The organism is Paraburkholderia metrosideri (genome assembly GCF_904848625.1).
Classification (GTDB): domain Bacteria; phylum Pseudomonadota; class Gammaproteobacteria; order Burkholderiales; family Burkholderiaceae; genus Paraburkholderia; species Paraburkholderia metrosideri.
This window is the reverse complement of sequence record NZ_CAJHCP010000018.1, coordinates 1-15,048: the sequence shown is the minus strand read 5'-3', so window position 1 is coordinate 15,048 and position 15,048 is coordinate 1. Positions and strand designations below refer to the sequence as shown.

The 15,048-nt window shown below is 60.0% G+C and carries 17 protein-coding genes; 7 read left to right on the top strand and 10 right to left on the bottom strand.

What is annotated here, in order from left to right; translation table 11 throughout:
• Position 1: 1 nt before the first annotated feature.
• The gene (locus LMG28727_RS30215; protein ID WP_201646004.1) at positions 2-772 is read right to left on the bottom strand and encodes a PP2C family protein-serine/threonine phosphatase; all 771 of its coding nucleotides are present in this window, start codon (positions 770-772) and stop codon (positions 2-4) included.
• 5 nt (positions 773-777) lie between these two features.
• Positions 778-1,065 carry a hypothetical protein gene (locus LMG28727_RS30210; RefSeq protein ID WP_201646003.1) on the bottom strand — a complete coding sequence of 96 codons (288 nt, stop codon included), beginning with the start codon at positions 1,063-1,065 and terminating at the stop codon, positions 778-780.
• 478 nt (positions 1,066-1,543) lie between these two features.
• On the opposite strand from LMG28727_RS30210, the gene LMG28727_RS30205 reads away from it, so the two are divergent.
• Complete coding sequence (locus LMG28727_RS30205) at positions 1,544-2,065, top strand: lecithin retinol acyltransferase family protein (RefSeq protein WP_201646002.1); 522 nt, start codon at positions 1,544-1,546, stop codon at positions 2,063-2,065.
• A 26-nt stretch (positions 2,066-2,091) separates the two neighbouring features.
• The gene (locus tag LMG28727_RS30200) at positions 2,092-2,346 is read left to right on the top strand and encodes a hypothetical protein (protein ID WP_201646001.1); all 255 of its coding nucleotides are present in this window, start codon (positions 2,092-2,094) and stop codon (positions 2,344-2,346) included.
• Here LMG28727_RS30200 and LMG28727_RS30195 read toward each other — a convergent pair.
• Positions 2,343-3,221, bottom strand: a complete 879-nt coding sequence (locus LMG28727_RS30195) for a LysR family transcriptional regulator (protein WP_201646000.1) — start codon at positions 3,219-3,221, stop codon at positions 2,343-2,345. The genes LMG28727_RS30200 and LMG28727_RS30195 overlap by 4 nt on opposite strands.
• A gap of 288 nt (positions 3,222-3,509) precedes the next feature.
• Here LMG28727_RS30195 and LMG28727_RS30190 point away from each other — a divergent pair, with 288 nt between their 5' ends.
• Positions 3,510-4,001: a DUF4126 domain-containing protein gene (locus tag LMG28727_RS30190; RefSeq protein ID WP_201645999.1), complete on the top strand. Its 492-nt coding sequence runs from the start codon at positions 3,510-3,512 to the stop codon at positions 3,999-4,001.
• A 111-nt stretch (positions 4,002-4,112) separates the two neighbouring features.
• Here LMG28727_RS30190 and tehA read toward each other — a convergent pair whose 3' ends face one another.
• The 3 genes from tehA to LMG28727_RS30175 form a co-directional block, all read right to left on the bottom strand.
• Positions 4,113-5,138: a dicarboxylate transporter/tellurite-resistance protein TehA gene (tehA, locus tag LMG28727_RS30185; RefSeq protein WP_201645998.1), complete on the bottom strand. Its 1,026-nt coding sequence runs from the start codon at positions 5,136-5,138 to the stop codon at positions 4,113-4,115.
• A 296-nt stretch (positions 5,139-5,434) separates the two neighbouring features.
• Entirely contained in the window at positions 5,435-5,785 is a 351-nt protein-coding gene (locus tag LMG28727_RS30180; protein WP_201645997.1) for a response regulator, read from the bottom strand.
• 6 nt (positions 5,786-5,791) lie between these two features.
• On the bottom strand, positions 5,792-7,282 hold the full coding sequence (locus LMG28727_RS30175) for an ATPase domain-containing protein (protein WP_201645996.1): 1,491 nt from the start codon (positions 7,280-7,282) through the stop codon (positions 5,792-5,794).
• A 408-nt stretch (positions 7,283-7,690) separates the two neighbouring features.
• Here LMG28727_RS30175 and LMG28727_RS30170 point away from each other — a divergent pair, with 408 nt between their 5' ends.
• Together LMG28727_RS30170 and LMG28727_RS30165 are read left to right on the top strand one after the other, a co-directional pair.
• Positions 7,691-8,737, top strand: coding sequence for a phytoene/squalene synthase family protein (locus LMG28727_RS30170; RefSeq protein WP_201645995.1), 1,047 nt, complete (start codon positions 7,691-7,693; stop codon positions 8,735-8,737).
• A 244-nt stretch (positions 8,738-8,981) separates the two neighbouring features.
• Positions 8,982-9,230 (top strand): hypothetical protein, encoded by a 249-nt coding sequence (locus LMG28727_RS30165; RefSeq protein ID WP_201645994.1) that lies wholly within the window; start codon positions 8,982-8,984, stop codon positions 9,228-9,230.
• 327 nt (positions 9,231-9,557) lie between these two features.
• Here LMG28727_RS30165 and LMG28727_RS30160 read toward each other — a convergent pair whose 3' ends face one another.
• A complete protein-coding gene (locus LMG28727_RS30160; protein WP_201645993.1) occupies positions 9,558-9,884 on the bottom strand; it encodes a DUF4148 domain-containing protein in 327 nt (108 codons plus the stop codon).
• Positions 9,885-10,416: 532 nt separating this feature from the next.
• Positions 10,417-10,695, bottom strand: a complete 279-nt coding sequence (locus tag LMG28727_RS34860) for a transposase (protein WP_201645992.1) — start codon at positions 10,693-10,695, stop codon at positions 10,417-10,419.
• Positions 10,696-11,084: 389 nt separating this feature from the next.
• Between LMG28727_RS34860 and LMG28727_RS30150 the strand changes: the two genes are divergently transcribed.
• Positions 11,085-11,948 carry an EAL domain-containing protein gene (locus LMG28727_RS30150; RefSeq protein WP_236592483.1) on the top strand — a complete coding sequence of 288 codons (864 nt, stop codon included), beginning with the start codon at positions 11,085-11,087 and terminating at the stop codon, positions 11,946-11,948.
• 111 nt (positions 11,949-12,059) lie between these two features.
• On the opposite strand, the gene LMG28727_RS30145 is transcribed toward LMG28727_RS30150, so the two are convergent.
• Together LMG28727_RS30145 and LMG28727_RS30140 are read right to left on the bottom strand one after the other, a co-directional pair.
• Entirely contained in the window at positions 12,060-13,325 is a 1,266-nt protein-coding gene (locus LMG28727_RS30145; RefSeq protein WP_201645991.1) for an isoprenylcysteine carboxylmethyltransferase family protein, read from the bottom strand.
• A gap of 90 nt (positions 13,326-13,415) precedes the next feature.
• Positions 13,416-14,558 (bottom strand): collagen-like triple helix repeat-containing protein, encoded by a 1,143-nt coding sequence (locus LMG28727_RS30140; RefSeq protein ID WP_328811511.1) that lies wholly within the window; start codon positions 14,556-14,558, stop codon positions 13,416-13,418.
• A 31-nt stretch (positions 14,559-14,589) separates the two neighbouring features.
• On the opposite strand from LMG28727_RS30140, the gene LMG28727_RS34690 reads away from it, so the two are divergent.
• A partial coding sequence (locus LMG28727_RS34690; protein ID WP_407945886.1) for a hypothetical protein occupies positions 14,590-15,048 on the top strand: 459 nt, incomplete at its 3' end.

Below are 15,048 nucleotides of genomic sequence, written 5' to 3'. Positions count from 1 at the left end.
CTCAGGGTGCGGGATTCAACAGCGTTTTATCGGCGCCATTGAGGTCTTCCGCCTGAACGACTACAGCGGTGATGTTATCGCGACCACCCCTTGCCAATGCCAGTTCGACCAGTTCTTCCGACACGCTCTCGCGTTCCGCCGAACTCAGTACCGCGATCATCTCGTCGTCGCTGAGCTCATTGCTCAGACCATCGCTGCAGAGCAGGAATATATCGCCGTCGGCGACTTCGATTGCATCGTCGTCGAGATCCAGCACGTCCGTTGCGCCCACTGCACGCGTAATCATGTGCTGCGCCGGATGATGCCGTGCCTCTTCATCGGTAATGACGCCCAGTGATTTGAGTTGTTCCACCTGACTGTGATCGCGCGTGAGTTGCCGCAATTGTCCGCCGCGATACAGATAGATGCGGCTATCGCCGGCCCACAGATAGCCGCAGAATCGATCGCAGGCCAGTAACACGACGACCGTGCTTCCAATGCGTTGCACCTGACGGCGCGCGGCCTCGTCTCTGAGTTGCTGATTAGCCGCTTGCAAGCGTGCACGCGCATCGGCAATCAGCGTTTTTATGCTGACAGGTGACGCGATCCGGCTTAACGCATCAATGACCAGACGGCTCGCCAGATCGCCGACCGCGTGTCCGCCCATGCCATCGGCGACGGCCCAGCGACCGGTACCGGGCTGGTCGAGGCAGGCATCTTCATTGATCTCGCGGACGCGTCCGGCGTCGGAACGCGCGGACGACGTCCAGCGAAATTGGCTCGTACAGGTCACAACGGTTACACCGAATTGTTCCGGCTGAGTGCGTCGGGTGCGACATTGATGTTCGAGTTCGCGCCGGTATTGCGGACGTCGACCGACTGGAATTGATTGATCATCTGGTTAGCGTAGAAGTTGTTGGACACGTCGTACAGGTTGACGACGGGTCCAATGCTCGGCGTGTCGCGAACATAGGGCTGAATCCAGCCATATACCCATGGAGCCCCGCCGCCACCGCGAATAGCCGCCATTGCTTTGCGGTCGAGCGCGAGATTGAGCGAGAGATCGTTCACTGTGATGTGAGCCATGTCGTTCTCCGGTTGGCCGCGCGTGACCGACAGGTGGCGCGCGCGGTTTAAAAGGTCTGAACGTGTTATTGCAAGTGCTGTGCCAATTGATGGCGATCCATTGCGTGTTGTCATAACACATTGATTGCATGGCAATTCTGTGCGCTTGCGCACTTAGTCCGTGGGCGAAAGGGCGTCCATAGGTTAGCGCTGACCCAACACGCTTGCTATCGGGTCGGTGTGAGACCCAACACATGCGACCGGCGTTCTGCGTTGTTCGAATGAATCAGCGTTTGCCGCTCTGCAGTTGCAAATAAACAGCCAAGGGGCGGTCCGCGCCAACACTTCAACGTGAATTCTGTTGGTTCACGGCTGACACCCGCGTTGCCCCACGCCCATTGAAAACCAGAAAACCCCTTTAAACATGGGCTTTTCAGCGCATGGCCCGGAAGATGCAAAAGACCTCGCAACAGTGTTGGAAATTGAAACGAGGCCAGCCATGAATACTTTCTCTCTTCAAACGGGCAACGTAGCCGACGATGAACGAGACATTCTTCCTGCAACTTCATCCACGATTGCCACGATTGATCTGCCGATTGGCGCGCATCTCGTCACTCAACGGCGTGGTTACGAACATCACGGCATTTACGTGGGAAACGGTCGGGTCGTTCACTACGCTGGCTTTGCGAGTTCAGCGCATCGCGGCCCGGTTGAAGAAGTGGAACTGTCGCACTTCGCCGCCGGCCATCCCCTGACGATCCGCTCGACGCCGAGCGCCCGCTACGTCGGCGATGAAGCGGTGCGCCGCGCACGCTCCCGTCTCGGCGAGAACCGTTATCGCCTGCTGACCAACAACTGTGAACACTTTTGCGCGTGGTGTCTGCTCGGGGAAAGCCGTAGCGAACAGGTGCATTGCTGCCTGCGCCATCCGCGCGCCGGCGTGCATGCACTGGTGTGTCTCGTGAAAGCGTTTGTCGAAAGCGGGGTGAAGAGCGGCGAAACTGCTGCGCGCCTGGCGTGAATCCATCGAGACTCAAGGAGAACATCATGGTTACCGCAGAAAAGACCTTGCACTGGGCCGTCGACAAATGGCTCGCCCCGACACCGTCGATGCCCGCTCGTGTCGTGCAGTTTTGCCATCGCGCGTCGCAGCATCAGCGTTATGTTTGCGTGGAAGCGCTGCGACCCGGCGGTCTGCTGTCGATCTTCTTCTTCCGTCATGACGACGGTTCGTGGAATGTATTTCCGCAGCAAATCGAGCGGCCCGCAATGAACGGTCATCGCCGCGTGTCGCTTTGCTAGCCCGGCAAGTACTGGGCGGCTTCCTTGAGTATCCATTGACTGAACAGCACCATGGCCGGCGTCATCGGTTTGCCTTTCAGGCTGGTTAGCCAGTAACTTCCCGCATGAACTTCCACATCGAATGGACGGACCAGGCGGCCTGTGTTGATCTCGTGATCGAACATCAATGCGGGCGCGAGTGCGATTCCCGCGCCTTGCATTGCCGCTTCGACCATCAGCCGTGACGAATCGAATACCGGTCCGCGAACCGGCCGTGGCGAAATGCCGGCGGCCTTGAACCAGTTCATCCAGTCGTCGGCGCGATAGGAGCGCAGGAGGGTCGCGTCGGCGAGGTCGTCGGGTTTCGACAGATGCGCGGCCATCTCCGGCGTACAGAGCAAGGCGAGTGGCGCGTCGAGCAAACGGGTCGCGACCGAGCCGGGCCACGTGCCGTCACCGAAGCGGATCGCGAAATCGAGTCCTTCTGTGGCGAGGTCGACCAGATTGTTGTTGGTCAGCAATCGCAGTTCGACGAATGGATGCGCGTCGCGAAACGATTTGAGCCGGGGCATCAGCCAGCCGACCGCGAACGTGCCGACTACCCCTATCGTCAATACCTCGTGAAAGTGACCGCCTTCGAATTGCTTGAGCACCGCTTCGATCCGATCGAACGCGTCAGTCAGCACCGGCCGCAGTGCGAGTCCTTCGTCGGTCATCGCGAGGCCGCGCGGCAAGCGCTTGAACAGCGTGGTGCCCAATCGGTCTTCCAGCGATCGAACCTGCTGGCTCACGGCCGCCTGCGTGACATTCAATTCGAGTGCGGCGCGCGTAAAGCTCAAATGCCGCGCGGATGATTCGAACGCGCGCAGCGCATTCAGCGGGAGATGCGGTCTCATCGGAAGCTATTAGATTTTCTTGTGAGTCGCCTAACTTATCACTGTTTAATGGCCCCGACCATAGCGCCGCGGCGGGCAGCGGCCATCGCTGGGTTTCATCCGTCGAATTGTGCGACACTAGGGCCACACCGAATTGGGGCAGCCGCGCGATCAACTGCGGATCGCCTCGATTGATGCGGTGAGAAGTTGACTGTCCAGGTGAAATGCTCGACACGTTCTGCCGACGTTCGTCCATATAAACCGTCGGCTTGTCCCACTGCGCATCATTGTCCTGATTCGGAGTCCACTATGTCCGTGTATGTCCTGGCATTGTTCATCGGCATCATCGCCGGCCTTCGCGCGATGACCGCTCCCGCTGCCGTCAGTTGGGCGGCGTATGCCGGATGGTTGCCGCTGGCGGGCACATCGCTCGCGTTTCTCGGCTTCAAGGCCACGCCTTATATCTTCACGGTGCTCGCCGTCGTCGAACTGATTACCGATCAATTACCCGAAACGCCGAGCCGCAAAGTGCCGATGCAATTCGGCGCGCGAGTGATTCTCGGCGGCTTGAGTGGGGCGGCGATCAGCGGGGCGCACGGTGGCCTGGCGGGCGGCTGGATTGTGGGAGCGCTCGGCGCGGTGGTGGGTGTCGTCGGCGCGGTGATCGGTACGGTCGGCGGTGCGAGTGTGCGGGCCGCGATGGCGCGGACGTTTGGGCGGGATGCGCCGGCGGCGCTGATTGAAGATGTGGTGGCGGTGGTCGGCGCGGCGTTGATCGTCGTGTCGCTGCACGGGTTCTGAGTGTCACTGTCGGCGGGGTTCAGGCCCAAGGTGCCCAGTGACTACCCCATGCTGCTGCGATGCAGCGAAACGGCGTTGGACGTCTCGCTGCATCGGGGGGCTTCTTGCTTGTTAGCTAGCTTGTGCGATGCGTGAATCAGTGCGGGTTTGCGCAATCGCAGGCTGGACGGCTGTGGATCCAGTGGCGGCAGCAGGAATCAGCTTGCCTTGCATCAGCAGACCCAAAGTCTTCACGACCAGAATGCCGATAATCACATTTGCCGCGACGAACAGAACCGGAGCTGCCCATTCAACCGGGCCCGTTGCGCCTCGTTCGACCATCCTCAGTGCCATTGTCGGCAATGCCGCTACCCCGAAACTGAAAGCCCAGTATCCAGGCCCGAACGCTTGCTCGCGAATCCACGGCAGCAAACGCAGCAGCATCAGTGCCTGATACAGCCCATAGCCAAGCAGGATCATCGCGAACAGATCGGGCGTACCGCTGGTCAGGCTCAGGTAAGTCACGCCACCCACAACCGGCGGCGCAAGCTGTACACCGAGAATCGGGCGCAGCGCGGCAGGCAGCGGTTCATGCACGGCGGCACGATGCAGGACCAGCGATTCGATGGCGAACCAAGAGAGCAGCCCAGCTCCGAAAAACAGCTCACCCACCTGATGAAAACCGAACGCAGCGGCGGCTGTTCCCGCGACGAAGCTCGGCGCGACAGTCGGCAGATAAATAGCCGGTGTGGTCAGTTCGGGCTTGCGGCCGCCTTGCCAGAGCCGTCCGTGTAACCAGGCGCCGAGCGCCAGTTGCGCGATCACCGACACGATAAACAGCGCGAGCGCCAGAGTGCGTGCATACGGCTGCAGAAGTTGCGCAGCCAGCATGCTGGACACGGGCCCCAACGCCGCAAACGACGCTTGCACTGGATGCTGCATTTCCGCGCGGGCCGTCGCGCGGTCGGTTAGCCACTTGTGCCCGTAGGCGGCCAGAATGACGACCCATACGCCCAGAGCCGCGACCGTCAACAGGGTTCCCACCTCGGCAGGCAGGTGCCACACCCTGATCGCCACGCGCCACAGATTGGCGAACGCTAGGGCGCCCACCGCGATTCCGAAGAAAGCAACTGGAATCGAGCCACGATTGCTGTTCATCACCGAGCCTCCGAAAGTTGCGACGCGCTCCGATGTTCTGGCTGTGCGCGATCGATGGCTTACTTTAAAAGCTGGCGAAGAATCAGTGAACGCTGGCAAAGCTCGGGAAATGGCGCGATCGTCTCAACCTCGATGACGGCGAATTCGCGATGTTTCTGGTGCGACCGGATTTGAAATGCGAGATCTCTGGAGGCGAGGGACGCGAAGAAGCGCCCACGGCCAGCGCGACTTCGAAAAGCGAGTATTCAGCCGGAGCGGTCTGCGCAGACCCACCGGCACGGCTGTCACGCGCTTCGTCATGCCTCCATGCGTTGAAGCATGGCGAGCAGGTCGTCGAAGGAAAGCGGCTTGCGCGCGTAAGCGATATGGGGGTTCGGCTGTACTGGAATGTCCGACGCCGCGCTGCACAGAATGACCGGAAGGTCGCGCAGATCGGGGTCGGCATACAGCGCCGCGCACAGTTGCAACCCCGACATGATCGGCATCATGCAGTCCGACACGATGATGTCGGGCCGGGTCTGGCGTATCTGCTCGAGCGCGGCGGCCCCGTTCGACGCCGTCAACACCCGATAGCCGTGCCGCTCCAGCAGCAGTCGCCATACCGTGAGGATGTCGAACTCGTCGTCCACAACCAGAATCGTTTTCATGGCGGGCTACAGGGTCCGTCGCGACGGCAGCGTGGGCGACAGGCCCGCCGCCAGATGCGTACCGGCGGCACCGGGCGGGCCTTCGATCACGTCGAGGCCCGCGGATGAGATCACCAGTTCTCGCAGTGAGGTGTCGTGCGCGCTTTCGCGTTGCTTGACCACCGAGATCATGCGCCGCAAACCGGCTTCCGATTCGGCATAGCGCAGCAGCACGAGGTTTTCTGTCAATGCGGAAACCCGCACGCCCTTCGCATGGCTGGCATCGGCGTAAAGCGGCAGCTCTTCGGTCAGCAACGTGGTGACGGCGGCTTCGCGCAACTGGTGCAGCAGCGCGTTCAGGAACAGGCCGAAGCGCTCGGTGCGTAACGCGGAGTCGCGAAAACCCTCCACCCCGTCGATCACGATACGCGTCGCGCCGGTCTGCCTGACTGTGGCGAGCGCGGTGGCCGCAAGTTCGTCGACGGCCAGTTCGATGGCGGGTTGCCACTGAAGGATGAGGCGGCCGTCTTCGTAAGCGTCGGTCAATGCGATCGATACCGCTTCTGCCTTGCCGATCAGGCGTTGCGGTCCTTCATAAAAACCCAGGTACAGGCAGCGTTCGCCGCGCGCCACGCCCGCCGCGAGAAACTGCAGGCAGAGCAAGGTTTTGCCGACGCCGGACGGTCCGATCAACGTGGTGGTCGACCCTTGCGCGAAGCCGCCGCCGAGCAGGCTGTCGAGGTGCGGCAGGCCGAAGCCCAGGCGTGATTTCAGATCGACGGGACCCGGTTGACCTGCACCTTGCGCTTCGAGACGTGGAAACATCAATAGCCCGCTTTCGGCGATGCGGAAGAAATGCTTGCCCATCAGATGATTACGCGCGCGCATCTTGTGCACTTCGATCTCGCGGGCGCGGCGCATGCCGTCGTTATAGCGGTTCAGTTCGATCAGCCCGTCGACCAGCGTGTGCTCGGGATGCGGTTCGTTGCCGGAAAGCGGTGCGAGCAAGAGCGTGGTGCAGTCCATCGCGGCGACCAGCGCGTTCAATTCGTGGATGAACTTGGACAGCGACAGTTCGGTCTCGCTGAATTCGCGTGCGCTGCGAAAGCCGTCGATGATCATCAGGCTCGGACGGTAGTCGTAAATGCTCGACGCGATCAGTTTCAGGAAGCCGTCGAGCCCATCCTGCATCAACTCGTGATAGCCGGACACGAACAGCATTTGCTGCGCGACGGCTTTCTCGTCGAAGAAACTGAGGCCTTTCAGATGCCCTAGCAATTTGTCGTGCGACTCGGCGATCAAGGTCATGTACAGCACCTTCTCGCCCTGGCTTACGCGATGAAAACCAATCTGGCTCGACAGGATCGTCTTGCCGGCGCCCGCCATCCCTTCCAGCAGATAGACGCCGCCGCGCACCAAGCCTCCGCCGAGGATCTCGTCGAAACCGGGGACACCTGTTTCCACGTTGGATCGCGTCGCTCTAGGCCGGGGGGACGTCTGGGATTCGTGGATAGTCATTGTCGATGTGTCATTCAAAGTGCGGAGAAGCGACGGCGTAGCCGCGAGCCGTTTGGTGCTGAACCAAACCTCGTTAGCAATTGGCGTTCCCGAAGTCGGACGGGCGCTTGCCGTGACTGGCTGCGGGAGATTCTATCCAGGCTGACGGCACTTGGCGAACCGGCCAGCGGTGGGCGGATGGTGGTCCGCGTCAATACGTCAGCCACCGGTGCTGATTGACCACGAATCCGACGCTGCTGCCGACTCTTCACCCACTGCCGCCTGAAGGCCGTCGACACGCAGCCGGCACCGCGCCGCCTGCAAGCGCCATGGCGCGGCGGGAACGCTTCGCCGTATACAATTCGGCAGCGCCCGATCTGGGGCCGCTTTTTTGCCTTGCACCTGCCTAACATCGACCTGAACCATTCCATGCCGAATCCGACCCGGGCCTTCCTTCTCGGCCCGCTCCTGAAAGGCGTTTCACGCTCCTTCTATCTCACGCTGCGTGTGTTGCCGGCCGGCATGCGCGATCCGATCGGCCTCGCTTACCTGCTCGCACGCGCGGCCGATACGATTGCCGACACGTCGCTGATCTCACCCGAGCAACGCCTCGCGTTGCTGCTGTCGCTGCGCGATCAGGTGAACGGCGCCGCGGACGACGGCGCACTGTTCCAACGCATGGCAACTGAAGTGGCGGGCCGGCAGGACCAGTCGGACGAGAAAGTCCTGCTCGAATCGCTGGGCCCCGCAATCGGCGTGTTGAAGCAACTGAGCGAGTCCGACCGCCGCGCGGTACGGGGGATCGTGTCGACGCTGACCGAGGGGATGGAGTTCGACCTTCGCACTTTCCCCGACGAACGTTCCGGTCAGATCGCCGCGCTACGGGAGTATGACGAGCTGGATCGATACACGTATCTGGTAGCGGGCTGTGTCGGCGAGTTCTGGACCACGATGACGTACGCACATATGCCGGGGACGTTGAAAGAACTGCCCGACACGATGTCGCGTCGAGGCGTGCGTTTCGGCAAAGCGCTTCAGATGACCAACGTGTTGCGTGATTGCGGCAAGGATTTGCGGATTGGCCGCTGTTACCTTCCGCAGACCATGCTGGATCAGTCCGGCTTGAGCCCGCAGGATCTGTTGCTGCCAGCAAACTCGATGCGTGCACGGCCGCTGATGGTCGAACTTCTGCGCAGGACGCTCGATCATTTCCGCGAGGCGCTCGACTATACGCTGGCGATTCCCGCATTGTCGTTGCGCTTGCGACTCGCGTGTTTGTGGCCGATTCTGATCGGCCTGGAGACGCTACTTCTGCTGGTGGATAACGATGCGTGGCTCGATCCGCAGAAGGTATCCAAGGTACGGCGGAACCGGGTGTATCAGATTATCGGGTCGTCGCTGCTGATCGTGCCGTCGAATGCACGGGTGCGCTACGCGGTCGAAAAGAGGATCCGGCAGATCGAAGCGCGTCTTTAAGTGATAAGGCGGATGTCTGCGCGACTCGCGCTGTGATTCGTTGTCAAGGCGGGAAATGGCAGACAGGTAGCGGAATTTCGCGCGATTCGGCGTACTACGGGTAAAACCTGATCCCGCCCCGTAGAGCGAATCGCACCGCACGTGAAGCGATTTAATCTGCATCACTGCCTAACTATTAATCGGGAAACCCCTAACACCAGTCACCTCCGGTTCGCGTTAGTCTCTTCTAAAGAGGAGGCGAACCATGAGACAAGCGTTCAATATTGCCGTCGTGCTGTTGCTCGGTTATCTGATGGCTGATAGAGCCTTGATGCGCGCGCAGGCAGGAGAAATAGGGACAATAACCTGCCACCAAGGTGCATCCATGGTGAAGTCGGACGCGTTGAAGAAGGGTTTTGGAGAGGTCGGGGCCAGCAGCCAAGGGGAAAACTTCCTGTCGAGCTGCCTGATTACTGGCCGGGGTCAAGTGGGCGATCTGGTCGCGCGCGATTAACCCGCTCGCCGTTTCGCTGACAACCCTGCCTGAACGGGGCGCTTCGAGCGACCGGTCAGGGCAATAGACAGAGGGGCAGCGCGAGGCTTTAGCGAAAAAGCGCCCGGACCGCGAGGGACCGGGCGAAGTCATCGGGAGCCCGATGACGGAGGTAAACCATACAAAACTGGCCCGCGATCGGAGAAACCCGGTCGCGGGCCAGCTCGTTTATATCCGGACTTGCGCACCCAGCATGCTGAGCGGCGCATTAACACGTGGCGCTTGACGACTGCGGCTCGTCTTCTTTATGTCGAACCGCTGCTGCAATGCAGCATGCGCCCTGGCTATTTAGTGGCCGAAGTAGATCGACTGCGGGCCATTTGCCTGAACTGCGTGGCTCGATTGACCCGATTGCGACGAACCGCTCACGACACCACCAAAGCTGCTTTCCGCGGGTTGAGCTGTGCCATTTTGCGCATCCACACGAGCTTGTGCTGCCTGAATATCGGCCGGGTAATGCGGGCTGGAAATGCCGGGTTGGTAACCCGCCTTTTCGAGTTGGACCAGTTCTGCGCGCACTTCAGCGCGGGTCATCGGCTGATTGGATTGAGCAAACGATGCGACAGGGGCGGCCACTACAGCGGCGATAACAACAGCTTGAATAAGCGATTTCATGATGAACTACCTCCAGTTCGGTTTTTGTCTTGCTGCGAACGATGTTGTTCGTACTCAGTAGTTACATTGTAGTTTTGCGAACTGGCGAGAGTAATGGCCGATTCAGTTAAGGCTTATTGTGAAATTTGAGATAAATGCCCGGAACTGTTCAGCGCAAAAAATTGGCGATTCGATCCGTCATTTTGGGGACGTAGTCGAATTATCTGCTGACCATACGTCGTAGAGACGAAGGTGAAGGTTAGGTTTGCGATAGGTCGAAGCGGGGATTTTCGAGTCTCGCTGATGGCATTGAGTGTTCAGTTATCCCGTTTGTTTGATCGGTGAATTTTTCATTCAGGTCGGGAAGGATCGCTAACCATTTTGGGCCTGTCTGATTGTTCTGTCTCGACGCAGCGATGACTACGATCGTCTGACCCGCGTAGCGATTCTTTTGGCAGCGCTTTAAGTCAAGCGGTTGCCTGGTTAGGCCCTGCTCCACATGCGGCCGAATGTTTCTGCATTCGTACGTATGTGGAGAGATTCAATGCTTGAATCAGCAGCCTGACAACTCCGGCTCTACAGCGAAAAGAAGCTCATAAACGCGATTTAGAGTGCCGGTCTTTTTCCACTCCATATAACGGAGATAACAGGTCTGCTGGGGGGGAAATGTTGCAGGCAGCCTGTGCCATTTTTCTTTCTGCTGTCGTATCCAAAGGACCGCATTGAGGATCTCGCGATCACTACGTCGGGGGCGGCCGCGTGTAGAAGCTAGCTCGGGGAAAAGGCATTGAACGCGAGCCCAATCGGTATCGGAAAGAGGAATTTCTAGCATCGGCTACTTGGTGACTGTTAGAGAAATTCGCAGTCGGTGTTGCTGCGTTTTGCGGATACTAGTCAATCTTTTTTAACGGGTCAAATCGTAAAGGTGCAGCGCGATCGGGTAAAAAATGCCGTCAAATTCCGCTGGTCTTTTAGAAAGCTGCAGCCTTTGCTGTCTCAAATGTGAGACGTTCTGTTACGTCGCGGCGTGACGCTACGTAACGTCGGCGCACGCAAACGTTTGATTGCCGAGCACAAGCAATTAGATTGCTGGGTAGAAAATCGCTGGAAATGCGGTGGGGCGGGGCTTTCAGCGTAGTCCCCCATTTTTATTGCGCTTGCATTTCCGAATTGGCACGACATGTGCGTACGTTGGCCGGGTTAAAAGAAAGTGCCATTGCCATGCACACGCTCGACTATGCCAAACACATATCGCTGGCGCGCTCTTTCACCATGCCAATGGTGGCAAGTGTTGCCAACGATCCACAGATTCCTGGCGATCCCTCCGTGGGTCTGAGCGAACTGGAAAGCCGGGTTTGCGACGGCCTGCGCGCTGGCGAATTTCATCTCGTGTTCCAGGGCGCTTATCGCGCGGCTGACGGCACACTCGCGCGGCTCGAGGCGCAGGTTCGATGGGCGCATCCTGACTATGGGCTGCTGCTTCCCGGCATCTTCAACATGCCGCTTGAGAATCCTGAGGTCGCGCACGAAATGGCGGCCTTTGTCGTTGACAGCGTATGCCGCGAAGTGCGTGCTTGTCTTGCCGCGCAGATGCCGCTGGTGCCGATCGCGATCACGGTTCCCGCGCAAATTGCGTTGCTCGATTCATTTGCCGACGATCTCGCACGTGTGGCTGCGTCTTATGGCGTGCCGCTCGATCTGTTTGAAATTGAAGTGACCGATAGCGCTGAAGCGGCGAAGCTGCTGACGTTGCGTACGCTGACCGCAGCGCTTCGTGAGGCGGGCGTTGGGTTGTCGCTGGGCAAGTGGGGTAATGGGACATCGTCGCTTGCAATGCTCGGCGCGCTCGATGTGGACACCATCACGATCGCGCGCGAGTTGATGGGCGCGGTGCCGCGCGATAAGCGCGCGTGTGCGGTGCTGGCATCGCTGATGGACCTGCTTCATTCGCTCGGTATGCGAGTGGTGGTCGACGGTGTGGATACGCCGGAACAGTTGCAGTGGGTGAGCAAATGGCCGCACGCATTGGCCCAGGGGTTTGCGTTTTCGCGGCCGCAGGCGGGGTTGGGGAAGTGGGTAGGGTGAGGAGAGCCGTACTCAATTTATAGATTCTGACTATCTACCCATCGGATAAAAATCACCAGGTAGCGCGGGCATCTCAAACAGATGCATGGATCGAGGGAACCCGCGCGCGACTCAGAATATCCGGGTCAACTTCGCCACCATCCCATTTCTCGCAATCCATTCTGCGTACGCGCGATATTCCGGATCGTTCATCAGGTGCCGTTCCTCGGTTTTGGCGCGGATGAAGTACAGCAGATTCACCGCGATCAGCGCCGCGCAATGCATCACCGCCACTTTCCATCCCAGTGGCTCAATGAATGGCACCGTAATCATCCAGTACGACAGGTTCTTCGCTATGTACGCGGGATGCTTCGTCAATCGATAGGGTCCCGAAGTAATAATTCCGCGGTTGGTCAGATTCGAAAACCGCAAGCCGAACGAGATCGTGGAGAGCGCATAACATAACAGCAGCGCGACGATCACCGTGCCCCACACGATCCGCACGATTGGCAGTGAGATCAACCAGTTGTCCCAGAACACTGAGCCTTCGTAGTGGATGTACTGGCTTGAGATCAACGACCAGAACGGTTGATAACAGATGATCGCAACCAGCCAGCCGAGCGTGGTCGGCTCTGCGCTGCGAACGTGGCTGTCGAGAATTCGGAATGTGCACAGGTAGCCGACAGTGCCGAACATCAGATCCATTGCAAATGACAGGTCGTACATGAAGCGGAACGACGCGAGCGAAAAGGGCGCGTCAAGTGCAGTCGTCAACGATGCACTGAGGTGATCCGCATTGGTCGACAGATAGACGGTCATCAGTGGCAGGAAGAACGCTTTCACCATCCAGCCTGCCATCATCTCGCGCACCGGTCGCCAGCCCGACGGACGTTCGCCGCGAAACAGCAGGCGTGCCCAGACAAGATACGCATCATCGGTTTCCCTTTGATGCCGGTCCATCCAGGCAAAGTAGAACGGCGCGGCGACGATCACATACGGCGCGAGCGTACGGAGGAGCGACCAGAACGGGTTGTAGAACGCCCCGTGGTATTCGGGTAATAGCCAGTAGAGCAGGCCGATGCCTGCATAGATGGACGCTAGTGCGCCCAGCCTCAAACCGACGCGCGCGATGCTCAGCGGACGCAACGCTCCACTCGCGAGGCCAGCGCTCGGACGCAGATAAACGCGTGCGACGAACAGTTCGTACACGGCGATGGTGGCGATGATCGCAAGACTTGCGATCGTGCTGCGGGTCGCGCCGTCCAGCGACGTACTGTCGCGCAGCAGCCAGAGCGTGAACAGCCCGGCCGCGATGCCGAGCAGGCCGACCGAAAACGGTGTGGCCGAGCGCGGTCGCGAGTCGCGAATGGGCGCGACAGTGTCGAAAGTGGAGTTCATGTCATCCTCGTCGTCATGACATTGCGGCGGCCGGGCTATTGGTTTTTTGAGGCCCGGCCGTTTCGTCGAAATAACGCTTTGAAGTAACGCTTATTTGCCACCCGCGGTGATGCCGCCGAGCAATCCGCCGACCAGATTTGTCACCGGCGCGAGCGGATTCTTGTTCGACGTGTTGCTTGAGCCGTTTGCGGTGCCGCCTGTCAGCCCGCTGATGAGCGTGCTCAGCGGATTGTTCGCCGTGCCGCCTTGCGTCGTGCTGGTGGTGCTGGTGCCTGCGCTTGCGCTGACACCGCCGGTGACGGTCACCGTCAGCGATCCGACCAGACTGACGACCGGCGCGAGCGGATTCGTCGTGCCGGAGGCGCCGCCCTTGCCGAGCAGACCGGTGATCGGGCTCAGCAGGCCGCCAAGGCCCGTCGTCCCGCTCGTGCCGCCCGTTCCGCCGAGGGAGCCGAGGGAGCCGAGGGAGCCGAGATTACCGAGCAGACCGGTCAGTGGTGGAATGGAGATCGTGCCGCCGCTGCCGCTACCCGTGCCGCCGATTCCACCCAGCAAGCCGGTGAGCGGCGCAAGCGGATTGGTGGTGGCTCCCGTAAGCAGTCCGCCCGTGCTGGTGACCGTGTTCCCCAACTGGCTCACGATTCCGCCGACGTCCTTGCCGACCTGATTGCCGGTGGCGCCCGACACTTTCGTGCCGGCGGAAGCGAGTCCGTTGCCGATCGTGCTGAGCAGGCCGTTGAGCGGTGCGCCGAGTCCGGTGGCGTTGCCGATTGTCTGGGTCGTGTTGGAGACGGTCGTGGTGATCGGATTGATCGCCGAACTGAGTTGTGTCTCGACCTGTTGAACCGGTCCGCTGGAGAGCACCTTGTTCAATCCGGAACCGACCGCGATGACGCCTGTGCCGACGCCGTCGACGACGGTGCCCAAAGTCGACGTCACCGGTGCGAGCGGCGCGAGCGGTCCGCTGCCGAGGCTCGACACGACGCCGCCGACTGCCTTGACGGCTGAGCCGGCGTCCGAGACGACGGTGGAGGTGGACGTCAAGGTCGGCCCGAGCGGATTGGTCGAACTGCCCAAGGTGCCGAGGCCGGCGATGGTGCCGTTGCCCAGTGCCTTCACGCCGTTGCCGAGATCGGTGACAGCGGCGCCGAGGTTGGTCGTTGTCCCGCTGTTGAGGCCGGGGACCGATGTGCCGGTGACCTTGGTGCCGGTATCGGAGACGGTTGTGCCCACGGCAGTGACGAGATTGCCGCCGTTGGTGAGGATGGTGCCGAGCGGAGTGGATGAGGTGCCTGAGGTGCCTGAGGTGCCTGAGGTGCCTGAGGTGCCTGAAGTACCCGACGTACCTGAAGTACCTGAAGTGCCTGAAGTACCTGAAGTACCTGAAGTACCTGAAGTACCTGAAGTACCTGAAGTACCTGAAGTACCTGACGTGCCCGAAGTGCCCGAAGTGCCCGAAGTACCCGAAGTACCCGAAGTACCTGACGTACCCGAAGTGCCCGACGTACCTGAAGTACCCGAAGTGCCCGACGTACCTGAAGTACCTGAAGTACCCGAAGTGCCCGACGTACCTGAAGTACCTGACGTGCCTGAAGTACCCGAAGTGCCCGACGTACCTGAAGTACCTGAAGTACCTGAAGTACCTGAAGTACCTGAAGTACCTGAAGTACCTGAAGTACCTGAAGTACCTGAAGTACCTGAAGTACCTGAAGTACCTGAAGTA